Source organism: Labrys sp. LIt4 (assembly GCF_017813775.1).
Classification (GTDB): domain Bacteria; phylum Pseudomonadota; class Alphaproteobacteria; order Rhizobiales; family Labraceae; genus Labrys; species Labrys okinawensis_A.
Genome location: NZ_JAGIPY010000001.1, coordinates 486,233 through 501,328 on the forward strand (window position 1 = coordinate 486,233; position 15,096 = coordinate 501,328).

Below are 15,096 nucleotides of genomic sequence, written 5' to 3' on the forward strand. Positions count from 1 at the left end.
ACAAAGAGTTAGAGGAAATGACGATTCGTGGAAAGTCATTTCGAACTGAGTAGGAGAGCACCATGATCCGCCATATCGTTCTGGCCCGCCTGCGGACGGATCTGCCGCAGGCCGAGACCGAGGCCTTGCAGGCCGCCATCCGCGGTATGAAGACCGAAATTCCGGGCATCCTGCAGATAGCGGTCGGTGCCGACAACAGCCCCGAAGGCCTGGCGCGTGGCTATAGCCACGCCTTCACCGTGGACTTCGTCGATGCTTCGGCCCGCGACGCCTATCTGCCCCACCCGCATCACGCCAAGGTGGCCAAGGCACTCGTCGCCGCGACGCAAGGCGGTGTCGATGGCCTGCTGGTGCTCGACTTCGAAGCCTGATCGCGAGTTCGGGCCCGTCTCTATCCTCATCCTCCGGCCGGGTACTCGGCCTGGCTGAGTCGAGTGCCGGGGCCACAACTCCCTGTTAACTGCGATATCAAGCGCCTCTCGCATTGCCGAGGGGCTTTTTGCGCTGGTTTCGGTGAATCTGGCGGGCGTTCTCGCGCGGATGTACGCCTTTCGCCTTATTTCCGCCGCTGCTTGAGAAGCATGATCCCGCCCGGTCGTAAGGGTGTGGCTTGGCTTCCTGCACAATCTCTGATAATGAGAATGAACGTTCATTCTCATTAGAGGTTGCGATAGTGGCGATCGAAGCAGGGGTGGCACCGCCGCTGCCCGCGGGTGCAAAGGGAATCGACGCGCGTCGAAATCACATTCTCGATGCCTTCGAGGTGTGCATCCAGCGCACCGGATTTCACCGCACCACCATGCAGGACGTTGCCAGGGAAGCCGGCATGAGCGCCGGCAATCTCTACCGCTACTTTTCCTCCAAGGAGGCTTTGGTGTCGGGCCTGATTGAGCGCGATCGCGAACGTTTCAGTGCCGATTTCATGAATGTGGCGCGTTCCAGCGATGTTATGGGGTCCTTCATCGCGCTGGGGCGCAAGCATTTCCTCGAAACGCCGCGCGAGCGCTGCGTTCAGTTTATGGAGATCTGGGCGGAAGCCAGTCGCAACCCGCAGGTCGCGGAGATGTGTGCGGCGGTCGACAGGGAGGTGAACGACTTCATGGTCGCGATCCTGAATGCGGCCAAGACCTCCGGCCAGATACCTACATCGGTGGACAGCGCCGCCGTGATCACCGTGCTTTCGGCGATGGGAGACGGGCTGTTCACCCGCCGCGCCCTCGAACCCGATTTCGACGTCGAGGAAGGATTCCGGCTTTTGGTGAACGTCATGGACGCCTTGCTGTCGGGAAAGATCGAGCTCGACCGTCCTTTGTCTGCGATTTCAGATTCTTCGGGCGCACCGCCCGTTTCGGAAGGAAACCCTCATGTCCGCGGTTGAAAAGCAGAACCGGCCCGTGCGCGATGGCGAGCGGCAGCGGCGGGAGGAAGGCTTTGCCGACGAGGCGAGCCTGGCGGCGATGCGCCTGTCCGGCCGGTCCCATGCGGAGGCGGGGGAATATCGCCGCACGCCTTGGTATACCAAGCTTACCATCCTGATGCTCGTCGTCATCATCGCGGCAGCGGTTCTCTATGCCTATCGCGAGCCGCTGATGGCCCGTCTCAACCCGCCGCCGCCGCCCGTGGTGGTCACCAAGCCGCCGGCCGTCACCGTAACCTCGGCCGTGACCGGCGCCATCACCGAGCATGCCGTGGTGACCGGCAATCTGGTGGCCCGCGAGGAAATCATGGTCTCTCCCCAGATCGAGGGCTATGCCGTCGACAAGATCATGGTGGAGGAAGGAGACCGCGTGAGTGAGGGCCAGGTGCTGGCCGAGCTCTCGACCACCACCATCGATACTTCGCTCGCCCAGAACGAGGCGCAGACCGCCAGGGCGGAGGCTGCGATCGCGCAGGCCGAGAGCGCCATCGCCGAGGCCAAGGCCAATCAGGACCAGACCGCCAGTGCCTATGCGCGTTCCAAGGCCCTGGTCCGGACCGGCAACACCACGGCCGAACAGCTCGACCAGCGCGAAGCCGCCGCCAAGATGGCGGATGCGCGGGCGGCATCGGCCGAACACGCTTTGACCGTGGCCAAGGCCGACAAGAAGCTCGCGGATGCCCAGCGTTCCGAATTGATGGTGCGGCTCGAGCATACCAAGGTGCGCGCGCCGGCGGCGGGCGTGATCAGCCGGCGGGCCGCCCGCATCGGCGCGATCGCCTCAGCTTCCGGCGACCCCCTGTTCCGTATCATTCGCGACGGCGACATCGAGCTCGAAGCGGATGTACCGGAGGCAACTTTGGCGCGGATGCGGCCCGGCATGACGGCCGAGGTCACCACCGCGGGCCGCAAGGAGCCTTTCACGGCCCGCGTGCGCCTGGTTTCGCCCGAGGTCAATTCGGTCACGCGCCTGGGCCGTGTGCGCATCGCCATCGATCAGGCCCCGGGGCTGACGATCGGTGCCTTTGGCCGCGCCAGCGTAGCGGTCGCCAGCCATACCGGCGTGCTCGTGCCGCAATCGGCGGTGCTCTATACCGAGGATGGCGCGACGGTGCAGATCGTGCATGACGGTGTCGTCGCGACCACCCCGGTCAAGCTTGGCCTGCGTACCGAAAAGCAGGCCGAGGTAGTCGAGGGCGTCAAGGCCGGCGACACGGTGATCGCCACCGCCGGCACCTTCGTGCGTGACGGCGACAAGGTCAGCGCCGTCGCGGCGGGCACCGCCCAGCCCGGCACCGAGTCCAAGTGAGGCGCCGATGTCTTTCAACGTCTCCGCCTGGTCCATCCGCAATCCGGTGCCTTCGATCGTCCTGTTCGTGGTGCTGATGGCGCTTGGCTGGGTCTCGTTCCAGAACCTGCCGATCACGAAATTCCCCAATATCGACATTCCCGTGATCACCGTGACGGTGACCCAGGTCGGCGCCGCGCCTTCCGAGCTGGAAACGCAGGTGACGCGCAAGATCGAGGATGCCGTCACCAGTGTCGCCGGCGTCAAGCATGTGCAGTCGACCATCACCGACTCCACCTCGACGGTCGCCATCGAGTTCTGGCTGGGCACCAACACAGACCGTGCCCTCGACGACGTCAAGGATGCGGTGACCAAGATCCGCACCGAACTGCCCCGCGACATCGAGGAGCCGGTGGTCGCGCGCCTCGAAATCGAGTCGCAGTCGATCATGACCTATTCCGCCACGGCGCCCGGCATGACGCTGGAGCAGCTGTCCTGGCATGTCGACAATGTGGTGAAGCGGGATCTGCAGAGCCTGCGCGGGGTGGGCCGCGTCGACCGTATCGGCGGCGTGACGCGTGAAATTCGCGTCGCCGTCGATCCGGATCGGCTGCTCTCGCTCGGCATCACCGCCGCCGACGTCAACCGCGTGCTGAAGGCGACGACGGTCGATCTGTCGGGCGGCAAGGGCGAGGTCGGCAATCGCGAGCAGGCCATCCGGACCCTGGCCGGTGCCCATACGATCGACGAGCTCAAGGAGACCAAGATCACGCTGCCCGGCGGCCGGCAGGTACGGCTCAACGAGATTGCCGACATCACCGATGCCTATGCCGACCAGACCTCGTTCGCGCGCATCAACGGCTCGACGCCGATCGTCGCCTTCTCGGTCTTCCGCTCCAAGGGCGCCAGCGACACCACAGTCGCGGCGGCCGTCGCCGCCAAGATCAAGGCCCTGCACGACGCCAATCCGGAAGTCAGCTATGCGGTGGTGGATGACGGTGTCGCCTCGACCTATGGCAATTTCGAAGCGGCGATGCAGACCCTGGTCGAAGGCGCCATTCTCGCCGTCATCGTCGTGCTGATCTTCCTGCGCGACTGGCGGGCCACGCTGATCGCAGCCATCGCCCTCCCGCTCTCGGCCATCCCGGCCTTCTGGGCGATGAGCATGATGGGCTTCTCGCTCAACCTCGTCAGCCTGCTCGCCATCACGCTGGTCACGGGCATTCTGGTCGACGACGCCATCGTCGAGATCGAGAACATCGTCCGGCACATGAAGATGGGCAAGTCGCCCTACCGCGCCTCCATCGAAGCGGCGGACGAGATCGGCCTCGCGGTGATGGCGATCACCATGACGATCATCGCCATTTTCGCGCCCGTGAGCTTCATGGGCGGCATCGTCGGCCAATATTTCAAGCAGTTCGGCCTGACGGTGGCGGTGGCGGTATTCTTCTCGCTGCTGGTGGCACGCCTGATCACGCCGATGATGACGGCCTATTTCCTCAGGCCGCACGCCCATGTCGAAGCACGGGATGGCCGGATCATGCGGGCCTATACCCGCTTTCTGGAAATGACGCTGGCGCGCTGGTTCTCGCCCTACCTGACCATCGTCGCCGGCTTCGGGCTCCTGGTCGTGACGTTCGGCCTGATGGGCCTACTGCCTCAGGGTTTCATTCCGCCCGAGGACAACGCCCGCGTCGTCATCTCCGCCGAGCTTCCGCCGGGCGGCAAGCTCGAGAATACCCAGGCCAAGACCGACGAGGTGGTCGCCGCCATCCGCAAGATCCCGGAAGTCGAGCAGGTCTTCGTCATCGGCGGCACCTCGCCGACCGGGCAGCTCGACCCGCGGCGCGCCGCGATCTATGTCAAGCTCACCAAGCGGGAGACGCGTGCGCGCCATCAACTCGCCATCCAGGACGACATTGCGCGCATCCTCACCGCCATTCCCGACATGCGGGCCTGGCGCGTCAACGACAATGGCGAGCGCGACGTCAACCTGGCGCTGAAGAGCAATGATCCCAAGGCCCTCGCCCTGGCGTCGTCGCGCCTGGAAGGCGCCATGCGCCATGTGCCCGGCTTCAACAATGTCGCCGCCAATACCGGTCTCGAACGACCGGAAGTGCGCATCCTGCCGCGAACCGACGATGCCGCCCGCTACGGCATCACCACCGAACAGATCTCGGAAGCGGTGCGCGTGGCGACCATCGGCGATATCGACGCCAATCTGGCCAAGTTCAATGCCGGGGACCGGCTGGTGCCGATCCGCGTGCAGCTGACCGAGGAGTCCCGCGGCAATCTCGGCCTGATCGAGGCGCTGAGCCTGACCACCGCCTCCGGCGGCAGCGTGCCGCTGTCGGCGGTGGCGGATGTCGAGTTCGGCCAGGGGCCGACCTCGATCGAGCGCAACGACCGCGAGCGGCAGATCAAGATCGGCGCCGACCTGCGCAAGGGGCTCGAGATCGGCGAGGCGCTGGAATTGGCGATGGCCCTGCCGGAGGCCAAGAACCTGCCCAAGGGCGTGGTTTTCGCGCCGACCGGTGACGCCGAAGTGATGGCCGAGGTGTTCTCGGGCTTCGCCATGGCGATGGGGACGGGCCTGCTGATGGTCGCGGGCGTGCTTGTGCTGCTGCTCGGCAGCCCCTTCCACGCCATCACCATCCTGCTCTCGCTGCCGCTGTCGCTGCTCGGGGTGGTCCTGGCGCTGCTCGCCACTCACAACTCGATCTCGATGCCGGTGGTGATCGGCATCCTGATGCTGATGGGTATCGTCACCAAGAACGCCATCATGCTTGTCGACTTCGCGGTGGAGCGGGTCAAGCACGGCATGCACCGCCACGACGCCATTATCGATGCCGGGCGCAAGCGCGCGCGGCCGATCGTGATGACCACCATCGCCATGGTGGCCGGCATGGTGCCGACGGCCCTGGGGCATGGCGACGGCGGCGAGTTCCGGGCGCCGATGGCGATCGCCGTGATCGGCGGCCTGATCGTCTCGACCCTGCTATCGCTGATCTTCGTACCGTCCTTCTATGCGGTCATGGACGATCTCACCCGCGGCATTTCCTTCCTCTTCGGCCCTCTGGTGGGGCCGAAGGACGAAACACCGGCAGCCGGTGCGCCGGCCGCCCTGGATGGCGGCCATGGCGGCAGGGGCACGGCCGCGGCGGCGGAATAGAGCGGAAACATCCAATGTCCTCCAGCCGCTTTGGACATTTCGTCGGCGCCCCGTTCGAGGCGTCGGTCATTACCAACTCCTCACGATTCGGCAGGCGCCGGCATCATCGAAAGCGACATAGGGACTGTCATGAACTTCATGCCCTTGCCGGACCGCGATCCAACCCCTCGCGAAAGAGCTTATCTGACGGCCCTTGAAGCAGGGGAACTGAGGCCCTCCATCAGCGGGCAGGCCGGACATATGTGCCGGAAGTTCGGCTGGTGCGAGGCCGTCTTCCAGCTGCCGGACGGTTCGCGGAAAACACGATCGGAATTGCCCAGCCAGATGGATTCGATCGCGGTGATCAAGGCGGGCTACCGAGCCATCGGCTATTGCCTGACCCCGCGGGGCCGGGCGGCCCTGGCGAAGCCCGCCGCAAACAAATAGCGGATTTTGCCGGCGGCTTGTCCTACAGCCAGTTCTTCCAGCGGAACAGCACATAGGGAGCGATGGCGACCACCACCATCAGGATCAGGGCCATCGGATAGCCATGCGCCCATTTGAGCTCCGGCATGTACTCGAAATTCATGCCGTAGATCGAAGCTACCAGCGTCGGCGGCATGAAGATCACGGCCATCACCGAAAAGAGCTTGATGATGTTGTTCTGTTCCAGATTGACCAGGCCGAGCGTGGCGTCGAGCAGGAACTGGATCTTGCCCGACTGAAAGGTCGCGTGCTCCTCGAGTGACTGCAGGTCGCGCAGCGTCATCTTGACCTCCTCGCGCAGTTCCGAGGGCACCTTGGCGGCCTTGAGGCCCGCCGAGAACCACAGCAGCACCCGCTCGATCGAGACCAGGCTTTCACGCGATTTCGAGACGAGGTCGCCATGCCGGCCGAGCGCCTGCAAGGTGCGCTGCAGGGTGGCGTTGCGATTGCTTTGCTTGACGGCATCCTTGAATACGCCGCGCGAGAGCGCATCGAGCCGCTCGCCGGTGTCCTGCAGCACCTCCGCCGCCCGGTCGATGATGGCATCGATCAGCCCGGCCATGATCGCCTCGGGGCTGCCCCCGCAGCCGCCGGCCTTGACCGCGTGGCCGGTATAGGTGGTGAAGGATTTCGGCTCGCTGTAGCGCACAGTCACCAATACGTTGGCCGTGAGGATGAAAGTCACCGCCGAAATGTCCGGCTCGCTGGTGTTGACGTTCACCAGGAGACGGGTGGTCATGTAGCGCGTGCCGTTCTCCGACCAGATCAGTTCGGAGGGTTCGATATCGTCCATGTCCTCGTGGGTGGGTATGGCGATGCCGAGCAGCGTCTCGACCTGCTGGTCCTCCTCGCGCGTCGGGTTGAGCAGGTCGATCCACAGGACGTCCCCCGCGAGGGGCTCACCGGGTTGCAGCGTATGGGGCAACAGCCTGTCCTTGGTCGTCGGGCACAAGCGATGTGTGATGATCATAGCAGGCCCTGCGACAAGGGTATGAGGGTTGACCATCCCGCTAGCGGGGAAAGAGGGCGCCGGCGTGATTTCAATCGGTATCGGTCACGGCCAGCAGAAAAAGCCGCCGACAGCGCTTGTCAAGCACGACGAAAGTCTCATCCCAGGCAATGTCGTAGAACCAGTCGGTCCAGGCCTTGCCGCTGGTATAGACCGCGATCTCGTCGAAGCGCAGCTCGAACAGGGCATCGCAGAAGCGCAGGGCCAAGGTCTTTTCCGGCATGCCCGAGCCGGTGGCGTGCCAATAGGCGCCGCCATGGTAGAGCGCCCTGGCGAGCAAGCCGTCGATCTCCAGGCCGTCACGAGGTTCCAAGCCGATGTCGGGAAGTGGTACGGCAGTATCGATCCTCAGATCCGGCAGGCCGGCCCGGATGGCCGGGTGGACCAGGAGACGCGCTAGAATGCCGTCGAGATGCAGCTGGCCGCGTGCGACGTACCAATCCAGAGCCGGTTCGGCGCCGATCTCGAAAGCCGCAAACAGGGCGCCGCCATTGCAATGCGTCTGCCGAAACCGGGCGAGCACATCGTCGATCGCCGCAGCCATGTGGGTGATGGGCACGATCGCGACATCCGCCAGGGCACGCTCCAGCTCGGCTTTCGTCGGCCGCCGGCCGATATCTCCGGATCCCGAGGGTGTCAGGGTTCCTACCATGCTCGATTCCGTCGCATCATCTCCGCGCGGGGCGGCCTGCCGTCGATTCAGCAGCCGCCAGAATGAAGCACGATGCCGGGCCTGTCGCGCTCAATTTGCGCGAGGCGGCGTGCCCTTGGGCGTATTCTGAGGCTGGGACCCGCCCCTGAAGACTATCGGGAGCCGGAGCGAGAAGCTCTCTCCCGTCACATTGGCCGGCGGTTTGGGGAGGGGCGTGGCCCGCTTGAGCGCTTCCAGCGCGGCCTGGTCGAATTCGCTCCGGCCGGACCCCTGGATCACCGTGGCCGAATGCACCTGCCCGTTGCGGTCGAGGACAAACTGGATCGTGACCTGTCCGGATGGCAGGGGCGGAGGCACCTCACCCTCCTTCAAGGGAGGCTGAGGCAGGTTCGGAAACCGGGTGCTGGCCGCCACCTGCCTGAGCAGGGCGGCATGCCAGCTCTTGGCATCGGTGATCGGCGGCGGGGCGGGAGCCGGCTTGGATCGGGCCCAAGCGGGAGAAGCGGCCAAAAGCGCTCCCTGGGGCGCTCCGAGCAAGGCCAGGATCAGCGCGTAACGTCGGAAGGCAGACATGGTTGTTCCGGGAAGCTGAAGCGCCTTGCGGCTGGCGAAATCGCCAAGGGTCGCAAAGACGCGTTGAACCGACGAGCGAGAGCAAAACAGCGTTTCCATCCAAACGCGCCATGCTCCGGGGAATACACCCTTGTTGCCTTTCCAGGGGAATTGCAAGCTTTTGATTTTACTATGGAATAATTCTCATCGGGGCGATCATTCGGCGAAAGCCGGTCATCCCTCGATTTCCTCGCGCAGCATTTCCAGGGTCAGCCATTCCTCCTCGGCCTGCGCCTTCTCGGCATCGAGTTTGGCGAGCTGCTGGCTGAGCTCGGCGAACTTTTTCGAATCCCTGGCGAAAAGATCGGGGTCGTCAAGCCGCTCCTGCAGGTCCGCGGCCTTGGCGGCAAGCTGGTCGATCTTGCCGGGCAAGGTCTCGAGAGCGTGCTTTTCCTTGAAGGAAAGCTTGCGCTTGCCGGTTCGCTCCGGTGCCGCACGGTCCGCCGCAGCCGGCCTGGGCGTCTCGGCCTTCTCCGCCGCCTTGCGGGCGACGCCCGCACCGCGCTGGGCAACCATGTCGCTATAGCCGCCGGCATATTCCGTCCAGCGCCCGTCACCTTCGCTCATCAGGATCGAGGTCGAGACCCGGTCGAGGAAATCACGGTCATGGCTGATGACGATCACCGTGCCTTGATAGTCTCCGATCATCTCCTGCAAGAGATCGAGCGTCTCTAGGTCGAGGTCGTTGGTCGGTTCGTCCAGCACCAGGAAATTGGAGGGTTTGGCCAGGGCGCGCGCTAGCATCAGCCGGCCGCGCTCGCCGCCCGACAGCACGGAAACCGGCGTGCGCGCCTGCTCCGGCGGGAACAGGAAGTCGCGCATATAGCCGATCACATGCTTGCGCTCGCCGCCGACTTCGACATAGTCGGAGCCCCCGCCGGTGAGCGTGTCGCTGAGGGTGGTCTGCGGGTCCAGGCTCTCACGGCGCTGGTCCAGAGTCACCATCTGCAGGCTTGCGCCCAGCTTCACCACGCCACTGTCCGGCGGGACGGCACCGGTGAGCAGGTTGAGCAGGGTGGTCTTGCCGGCGCCGTTGGGGCCGACGATGCCGATCCTGTCCCCACGGGCGATGCGGATGGAGAAATCCCTGACGATCGGCGGGCCGCCCCAGTCCTTGTTCACGCCGATCGCTTCGACGACGAGCTTGCCGCTTTCCTCGCTCTCCGTCATCGTCAGCTTCACCGCTCCGGTGACGCGACGGGCATCGCGGCGCTCCTGTCTGAGGGCGGCGAGATTGGCCATGCGGCGGACATTGCGCTTGCGCCGGGCGGTCACGCCATAGCGCACCCAATGCTCCTCGGCGACGATCTTGCGATCGAGTTTCTGACGGTCGCGCTCCTCTTCTTCCAGCACCTGGTCGCGCCATTCCTCGAAAAAGGCGAAGCCGCGATCCGTGCGCCGGGTCTGGCCGCGGTCGAGCCAGACGGTCGCGCGTGACAGGTTCTCGAGGAAGCGCCGGTCATGGCTGATCAGCACCAGGGCCGAGCGCAACGAGCCGATTTCCTTTTCCAGCCACTCGATGGCCGGCAGATCGAGATGGTTGGTCGGTTCGTCGAGCAGCAGGATGTCCGGCTCGGGGGCGAGCACGCGGGCAAGCGCCGCGCGGCGGGCTTCGCCGCCGGAGAGGTTCTCGGGGCTCTCCTCACCGGTCAGGCCGAGTTCGTTGAGCAGATAGAGGGCGCGATAATTATCGTCGCCCGGTCCGAGGCCGGCCTCGACATAGGCGAGCGTGGTGGCAAAGCCGCTGAAATCCGGCTCCTGCGGCAGATAGCGCACCGTGGCGCCGGGATGCACGAAGCGCTCGCCGCGATCGGCCTCGATGAGGCCTGCGGCGATCTTGAGCAAAGTCGACTTGCCGGAACCGTTGCGGCCGACGAGGCAGAGCCTCTCGCCCGGGGCGATCGACAGATCGGCTCCCTCCAGGGTCGGGGTGCCGCCGAAGGTGAGATGGACGTCGCGCAGGAAGAGCAGGGGAGGAGCCATGCGCGCCTTGTGCAGGCGGGCGCGGGACGGGTCAAGCCTTCATTGGCAACGCCATGCGCTCAAAGGCACATCGCATTCAACCTGCGGGGGGTAGATGAAGCCAATGTGAACGGACGGCCGTTCACGAGAACGCGATATAAAGAAATCCGGAACGTTGCAGCAAAGGCACAGCCGAACACTCAAGTCTTGCTTATTGTATGCGGCGGTTCTCCCGATCCCAGTAGGATGTGTAATGTCGTCTCTCTCCCGCCGCGCCTTTCTTGTGGGCGCTTCGCTAGCTGGACTGGGCTTCAGCCTGGCCAGTTGCGTGACCGATTCAGCCGCAATCAAGCCGGTGGTCGTCGCTTCGGCCGACCCGGCAACGCTGCCGGCGGTGCCGGTAGATGGCCGGCCGACCGATGAAATCACGCAGCCCGAACAGCCCCTCACCCCTGAGGGTACTTATGACTACAAGGCGATCTACGGTCAGATGACCGACGGTAAATTCGTCGTGCCGGCCGTGGATACCAAGCGTATCGGCCCGCAATTCTTGCGCGCCGAGGTCGATTATCCGACCAGCGAGCCGGCGGGCACCATCATCGTCGATCCCAGGGCGCATTATCTCTATTACGTCATGGGCGGCGGACGGGCGATGCGCTACGGCGTCGGCGTCGGCAAGCAGGGCTTCGGCTGGTCGGGCACGGCGGAAATCCGCTACAAGCGCGAATGGCCCGATTGGTATCCGCCCAAGGAAATGATCGCCCGCCGTCCCGATCTCAGGCCGAGCCTCACCCAGCTGCAGAGCGGTGTCGGCGTACGCGGCGGACCGCGCAACCCGATCACCGGACGTGCCATGTATCTGTGGCAGAACAACAAGGATACGCTCTATCGTATCCATGGCACCAACGAACCCTACAGCATCGGGCACAATGCTTCCTCGGGCTGCATCCGCATGATCGTCCAGGACGCGATCGACCTTTACAAGCGCGCGCCTCTCGGCGGCCGCGTGGTGGTCCTGGGTCCCGGCATGTCGGAAGCCTGAGCGGACGTCGATTTCCCCACATTGCTGTGTTTGTGCAAGGCCGGGCTTTATGTCCGGCCTTTGCCTTATGAGCTTGACCCTGCCTGCCGGGGCGTCTGAAGGGAGGGCGCAGATAGTCTCGCCTTTCTCTGGTGTACGTACATCAAATCGCCGTTGCGCAGTCCGGAAGGATTTGCCATGGTGAGGCAAGCCGAGGGACGGGTCAGACAAATGGTCCCAGGCCGAAGGGGCGAGCCAGCATGCCAGCGGCTCTGGACCTGCGGCCCGAAGGCATCACCTTAGGAGACGCAGCATGGCGGGCACGATCAAGGGACCGGCGATCTTTCTCGCCCAGTTCGCGGGCGACGCCGCGCCCTTCAATTCGCTCGATTCCATCTGCAAATGGGCCGCTTCGCTCGGCTATAAGGGTGTGCAGATCCCGAGCTGGGACGGTCGTCTGTTCGATCTGAAGAAGGCGGCTGAGTCGAAGTCCTATTGCGACGAGGTCGCCGGTATCGTGGCCAGGCATGGCCTCGCCATCACCGAATTGTCGACCCATCTGCAGGGCCAGCTCGTCGCCGTGCATCCGGCCTATAACGAAGCCTTCGATGGTTTCGCACCGCCGGAAGTGCGCGGCAAGCCGAGGGAGCGCCAGGCCTGGGCCGTGGAGCAGCTGAAAGCTGCCGCAACCGCCTCGCGCCACTTGGGCCTCGATGCCAGCGTTACCTTCTCCGGCGCCCTGGCCTGGCCCTTCGCCTATCCCTGGCCGCAGCGGCCGGCGGGCCTCATCGACGAGGCGTTCGGTGAGTTGGCCAAGCGCTGGAAACCCATCCTCGATGCCTATGACGCCGTGGGCGTCGATGTCTGCTACGAGCTGCATCCCGGCGAGGACCTGTTCGACGGCGCCACCTTCGAGCGCTTCGTCGACCGGCTGAAGGGGCACAAGCGCGCCAACATCAATTACGATCCGTCGCATTTCGTGCTGCAGCAGCTCGATTATCTCGCCTTCATCGACATCTATCACGAGCGTATCAAGGCCTTTCACGCCAAGGATGCAGAGTTCAACCCGACGGGGCGCCAGGGCGTCTATTCGGGCTATGCCTCCTGGACGGAGAGGGCAGGGCGCTTCCGCTCGCTGGGCGACGGCCAGGTCGACTTCACCGGCGTCTTCTCCAAGCTCGCGCAATATGACTATGCCTCCTGGGCCGTGCTCGAATGGGAATGCTGCCTCAAGCACCCCGAAGACGGCGCGGCGGAAGGAGCGCCCTTCATCGCTGCCCATATCATCCGGGTGACGGAGAAGGCCTTCGACGATTTCGCCGGCGGCGGCACCGATCGCAAGGCGGTGCGGCGCATGCTCGGCCTTGGCCGGTAGGCGGGCGGTTATTTCAGGGAGACAGCAGATGGCGATCGAGGGCCGTTCGGACAGCAAGGCAGGCGGGCGCGTGCGCTATGGCATGGTCGGCGGCGGTGAGGGCGCCTTCATCGGCGCGGTGCATCGCCTCGCCGCGCGCATGGACGATGATTATGTGCTGGTGGCGGGCGCCCTGTCGTCCACGCCCGAGAAGGCCCAGCGTTCGGGCGAGGCGCTCGGCCTCGATCCAGGCCGGATCTATCCCGATTTCGAGACGATGGCGCGCAAGGAAAAGCGCCGCAAGGACGGCATCGAGGCTGTCTCCATCGTCACGCCGAACCACATGCATGCGCCCGCCGCCGAAGCCTTCATCAAGGCCGGCATCCATGTCATCTGCGACAAGCCGGTGACGACGACGCTGAAGGATGCCTTGCGCCTGAAGAAGCTTGCCGCCGACAAGGGCGTGATCTTCGCGGTGACGCACAACTACACCGGCTATCCCCTCATCCGCGCCGCACGCGAGATGGTGAAGTCGGGGCAATTGGGTGCCATCCGCCTGATCCAGGTCGAATATCCGCAGGACTGGCTCACCACTCCGATCGAGCAGAGCGGCCAGAAACAGGCCGACTGGCGCACCGATCCCAAGCGTTCCGGCGCCGGCGGCGCCATCGGCGATATCGGCACCCACGCCTTCAACCTGGCCCAGTTCGTGGGCGGGCTGGAGGTTTCGGAATTGCTGGCCGAACTGACCACCTTCGTGCCCGGCCGGGCGCTCGACGACAACGTGCAGATCCTGCTGCGCTATGCCAATGGCGCCCGCGGTGCGTTGTGGGCGAGCCAGGTGGCGCCCGGCAACGAGAATGGCCTGATGCTGCGCGTTTATGGCGAGAAGGCCGGCTTCCATTGGCGTCAGGACAACCCGAACTATCTCTATTTCACCCCGCATGGCGAGCCGACCCGCATCATTACCCGCGGCTCGGCTGCAGCCGGCGAGGACGCCGCGCGGGTGACGCGCGTGCCGCCCGGCCATCCCGAAGGCTATCTGGAGGGCTTCGCCAATATCTATGCCGAGATCGCCCGTGCCATCCGGGCCGCCCGCAGCGGCGAGGCGCTCGATCCGGCCGTACTCTTCCCCGGCATCGACGACGGCATCGCCGGCATGGCGTTCATCGAGGCGGCGGTGAAATCCTCCAAGAAGGGCGGCGTCTGGGTGAAGCTGTAGGATGCGGTTCGCTTAACCGTTTTCGAATTGCACAGCCTTGGTCATTGCCGGGCTCGACCCGGCAATTCAGCGCCTTGTGGCTTCTGGATAACCGGTCAAGCCCGGCTATGACAGATCGAAGCGCATTCCCGATACGTGAATCGCCCTACACCAATGACAATGAACTTTGACCGACCGGGACCAGCACGCCAGTCATCCCCTTCCCCTCGCGGCGCTCGGCCGGAATGACGGATCGAACATCACTGTCATTGGCATGAGACCCGCTATCCGGCCCTGACCTCGGCGGAGACGACGAGCGTCTCGATCCGGCGCAGGAGTGCCTCGTCGGCCTCGATCTGCCAGGTCAGCAGGTGGTACCAGTTGAACCCCGCCCATAATGCGATGCGTTCGTCGATCAGTTGGGCAGGAAATTCGCCGCGCGCCGCAGCCCGCTCGAAGAGATGGCGCGCTGGCCGGAACAGCACGGGCAGAAACTCGTTGCGCAGGCGCGAGCCCGCCGCCTCGCTCGCTTGGGCCTCGGCGAGCAGCGCCCTGAAGGCGCCGCCTGGCGGTGTCCGCCAGAAACGCCAGAGGTCGGCGGTGTGCTGCACCAGATCCTCGATCAGGCTGCCTGTATCCGGCAGGCTTATCGCCCGGGCCTTTTCGGCGCCATACGCCGCCATGAACAGATCGGCCTTGGTCGGCCACCAGCGATAGACGGTGGCCTTGCCGGCACCGGCTCGACGGGCTGCCTCCTCGATGGAAAATCCGGCATAGCCTCGATCCGCCAGAAGCTGTCGTGCGGCCTCGATGATGGCGGTCTCGGTCTGCGGATTGCGGCGGGCGCCGATCGAGCGGCGCCTTGGCTGCGTGGCTTTCGTCTCCATATGGTGCCTCCCCATCTTGACATAACGAAACGTATCGTTTTATTCAATGGTAACGA

At 64.7% G+C, this 15,096-nt stretch carries 13 protein-coding genes; 8 read left to right on the forward strand and 5 right to left on the reverse strand.

Annotated features, from left to right (window positions below; genetic code table 11):
- The first annotated feature begins 62 nt into the window (after positions 1-62).
- The 5 genes from J8I29_RS02260 (at position 63) to J8I29_RS02280 (ending at position 6,303) form a co-directional block, all read left to right on the forward strand.
- The gene (locus tag J8I29_RS02260; RefSeq protein WP_209430470.1) at positions 63-371 is read left to right on the forward strand and encodes a Dabb family protein; all 309 of its coding nucleotides are present in this window, start codon (positions 63-65) and stop codon (positions 369-371) included.
- A 302-nt stretch (positions 372-673) separates the two neighbouring features.
- Positions 674-1,378, forward strand: a complete 705-nt coding sequence (locus J8I29_RS02265; protein WP_209430471.1) for a TetR/AcrR family transcriptional regulator — start codon at positions 674-676, stop codon at positions 1,376-1,378.
- Entirely contained in the window at positions 1,365-2,726 is a 1,362-nt protein-coding gene (locus J8I29_RS02270; RefSeq protein WP_209430472.1) for an efflux RND transporter periplasmic adaptor subunit, read from the forward strand. The genes J8I29_RS02265 and J8I29_RS02270 overlap by 14 nt, the downstream gene beginning before the upstream one ends.
- Before the next feature lie 7 nt (positions 2,727-2,733).
- Entirely contained in the window at positions 2,734-5,877 is a 3,144-nt protein-coding gene (locus J8I29_RS02275; RefSeq protein WP_105861555.1) for an efflux RND transporter permease subunit, read from the forward strand.
- Positions 5,878-6,006: 129 nt separating this feature from the next.
- Positions 6,007-6,303: a hypothetical protein gene (locus tag J8I29_RS02280; RefSeq protein WP_105861556.1), complete on the forward strand. Its 297-nt coding sequence runs from the start codon at positions 6,007-6,009 to the stop codon at positions 6,301-6,303.
- A gap of 22 nt (positions 6,304-6,325) precedes the next feature.
- Here the strand turns inward: J8I29_RS02280 and J8I29_RS02285 are convergent, their stop codons facing one another.
- From J8I29_RS02285 to J8I29_RS02300, 4 genes are all read right to left on the reverse strand, one after another.
- Positions 6,326-7,348 (reverse strand): magnesium transporter CorA family protein, encoded by a 1,023-nt coding sequence (locus tag J8I29_RS02285; RefSeq protein ID WP_209430473.1) that lies wholly within the window; start codon positions 7,346-7,348, stop codon positions 6,326-6,328.
- A gap of 34 nt (positions 7,349-7,382) precedes the next feature.
- Positions 7,383-8,003 (reverse strand): hypothetical protein, encoded by a 621-nt coding sequence (locus tag J8I29_RS02290; protein ID WP_209430474.1) that lies wholly within the window; start codon positions 8,001-8,003, stop codon positions 7,383-7,385.
- A 90-nt stretch (positions 8,004-8,093) separates the two neighbouring features.
- Complete coding sequence (locus J8I29_RS02295; protein WP_209430475.1) at positions 8,094-8,576, reverse strand: energy transducer TonB; 483 nt, start codon at positions 8,574-8,576, stop codon at positions 8,094-8,096.
- A 213-nt stretch (positions 8,577-8,789) separates the two neighbouring features.
- Complete coding sequence (locus tag J8I29_RS02300; protein ID WP_209430476.1) at positions 8,790-10,598, reverse strand: ATP-binding cassette domain-containing protein; 1,809 nt, start codon at positions 10,596-10,598, stop codon at positions 8,790-8,792.
- Between the two features lie 232 nt (positions 10,599-10,830).
- Between J8I29_RS02300 and J8I29_RS02305 the strand changes: the two genes are divergently transcribed.
- The 3 genes from J8I29_RS02305 to J8I29_RS02315 all read left to right on the forward strand — a co-directional run bounded on the left by J8I29_RS02305 (position 10,831) and on the right by J8I29_RS02315 (position 14,174).
- Complete coding sequence (locus J8I29_RS02305; RefSeq protein WP_105861561.1) at positions 10,831-11,619, forward strand: L,D-transpeptidase; 789 nt, start codon at positions 10,831-10,833, stop codon at positions 11,617-11,619.
- A gap of 292 nt (positions 11,620-11,911) precedes the next feature.
- Positions 11,912-12,973: a sugar phosphate isomerase/epimerase gene (locus J8I29_RS02310; protein ID WP_209430477.1), complete on the forward strand. Its 1,062-nt coding sequence runs from the start codon at positions 11,912-11,914 to the stop codon at positions 12,971-12,973.
- A gap of 28 nt (positions 12,974-13,001) precedes the next feature.
- The gene (locus J8I29_RS02315) at positions 13,002-14,174 is read left to right on the forward strand and encodes a Gfo/Idh/MocA family oxidoreductase (protein WP_105861563.1); all 1,173 of its coding nucleotides are present in this window, start codon (positions 13,002-13,004) and stop codon (positions 14,172-14,174) included.
- A gap of 263 nt (positions 14,175-14,437) precedes the next feature.
- On the opposite strand, the gene J8I29_RS02320 is transcribed toward J8I29_RS02315, so the two are convergent.
- Complete coding sequence (locus J8I29_RS02320; protein ID WP_209430478.1) at positions 14,438-15,040, reverse strand: TetR/AcrR family transcriptional regulator; 603 nt, start codon at positions 15,038-15,040, stop codon at positions 14,438-14,440.
- Positions 15,041-15,096 lie beyond the last annotated feature (56 nt).

What these genes read in the sequence shown, in the direction of transcription:
- J8I29_RS02290 (WP_209430474.1), bottom strand. Translation starts at nt 8,003, where the DNA reads ATGGTAGGAACCCTGACACCCTCGGGATCCGGAGATATCGGCCGGCGG.
- J8I29_RS02300 (WP_209430476.1), bottom strand. Translation starts at nt 10,598, where the DNA reads ATGGCTCCTCCCCTGCTCTTCCTGCGCGACGTCCATCTCACCTTCGGC.
- J8I29_RS02280 (WP_105861556.1), top strand. Translation starts at nt 6,007, where the DNA reads ATGAACTTCATGCCCTTGCCGGACCGCGATCCAACCCCTCGCGAAAGA.
- J8I29_RS02305 (WP_105861561.1), top strand. Translation starts at nt 10,831, where the DNA reads ATGTCGTCTCTCTCCCGCCGCGCCTTTCTTGTGGGCGCTTCGCTAGCT.
- J8I29_RS02270 (WP_209430472.1), top strand. Translation starts at nt 1,365, where the DNA reads ATGTCCGCGGTTGAAAAGCAGAACCGGCCCGTGCGCGATGGCGAGCGG.
- J8I29_RS02285 (WP_209430473.1), bottom strand. Translation starts at nt 7,348, where the DNA reads ATGGTCAACCCTCATACCCTTGTCGCAGGGCCTGCTATGATCATCACA.
- J8I29_RS02295 (WP_209430475.1), bottom strand. Translation starts at nt 8,576, where the DNA reads ATGTCTGCCTTCCGACGTTACGCGCTGATCCTGGCCTTGCTCGGAGCG.
- J8I29_RS02275 (WP_105861555.1), top strand. Translation starts at nt 2,734, where the DNA reads ATGTCTTTCAACGTCTCCGCCTGGTCCATCCGCAATCCGGTGCCTTCG.
- J8I29_RS02260 (WP_209430470.1), top strand. Translation starts at nt 63, where the DNA reads ATGATCCGCCATATCGTTCTGGCCCGCCTGCGGACGGATCTGCCGCAG.
- J8I29_RS02315 (WP_105861563.1), top strand. Translation starts at nt 13,002, where the DNA reads ATGGCGATCGAGGGCCGTTCGGACAGCAAGGCAGGCGGGCGCGTGCGC.
- J8I29_RS02310 (WP_209430477.1), top strand. Translation starts at nt 11,912, where the DNA reads ATGGCGGGCACGATCAAGGGACCGGCGATCTTTCTCGCCCAGTTCGCG.
- J8I29_RS02320 (WP_209430478.1), bottom strand. Translation starts at nt 15,040, where the DNA reads ATGGAGACGAAAGCCACGCAGCCAAGGCGCCGCTCGATCGGCGCCCGC.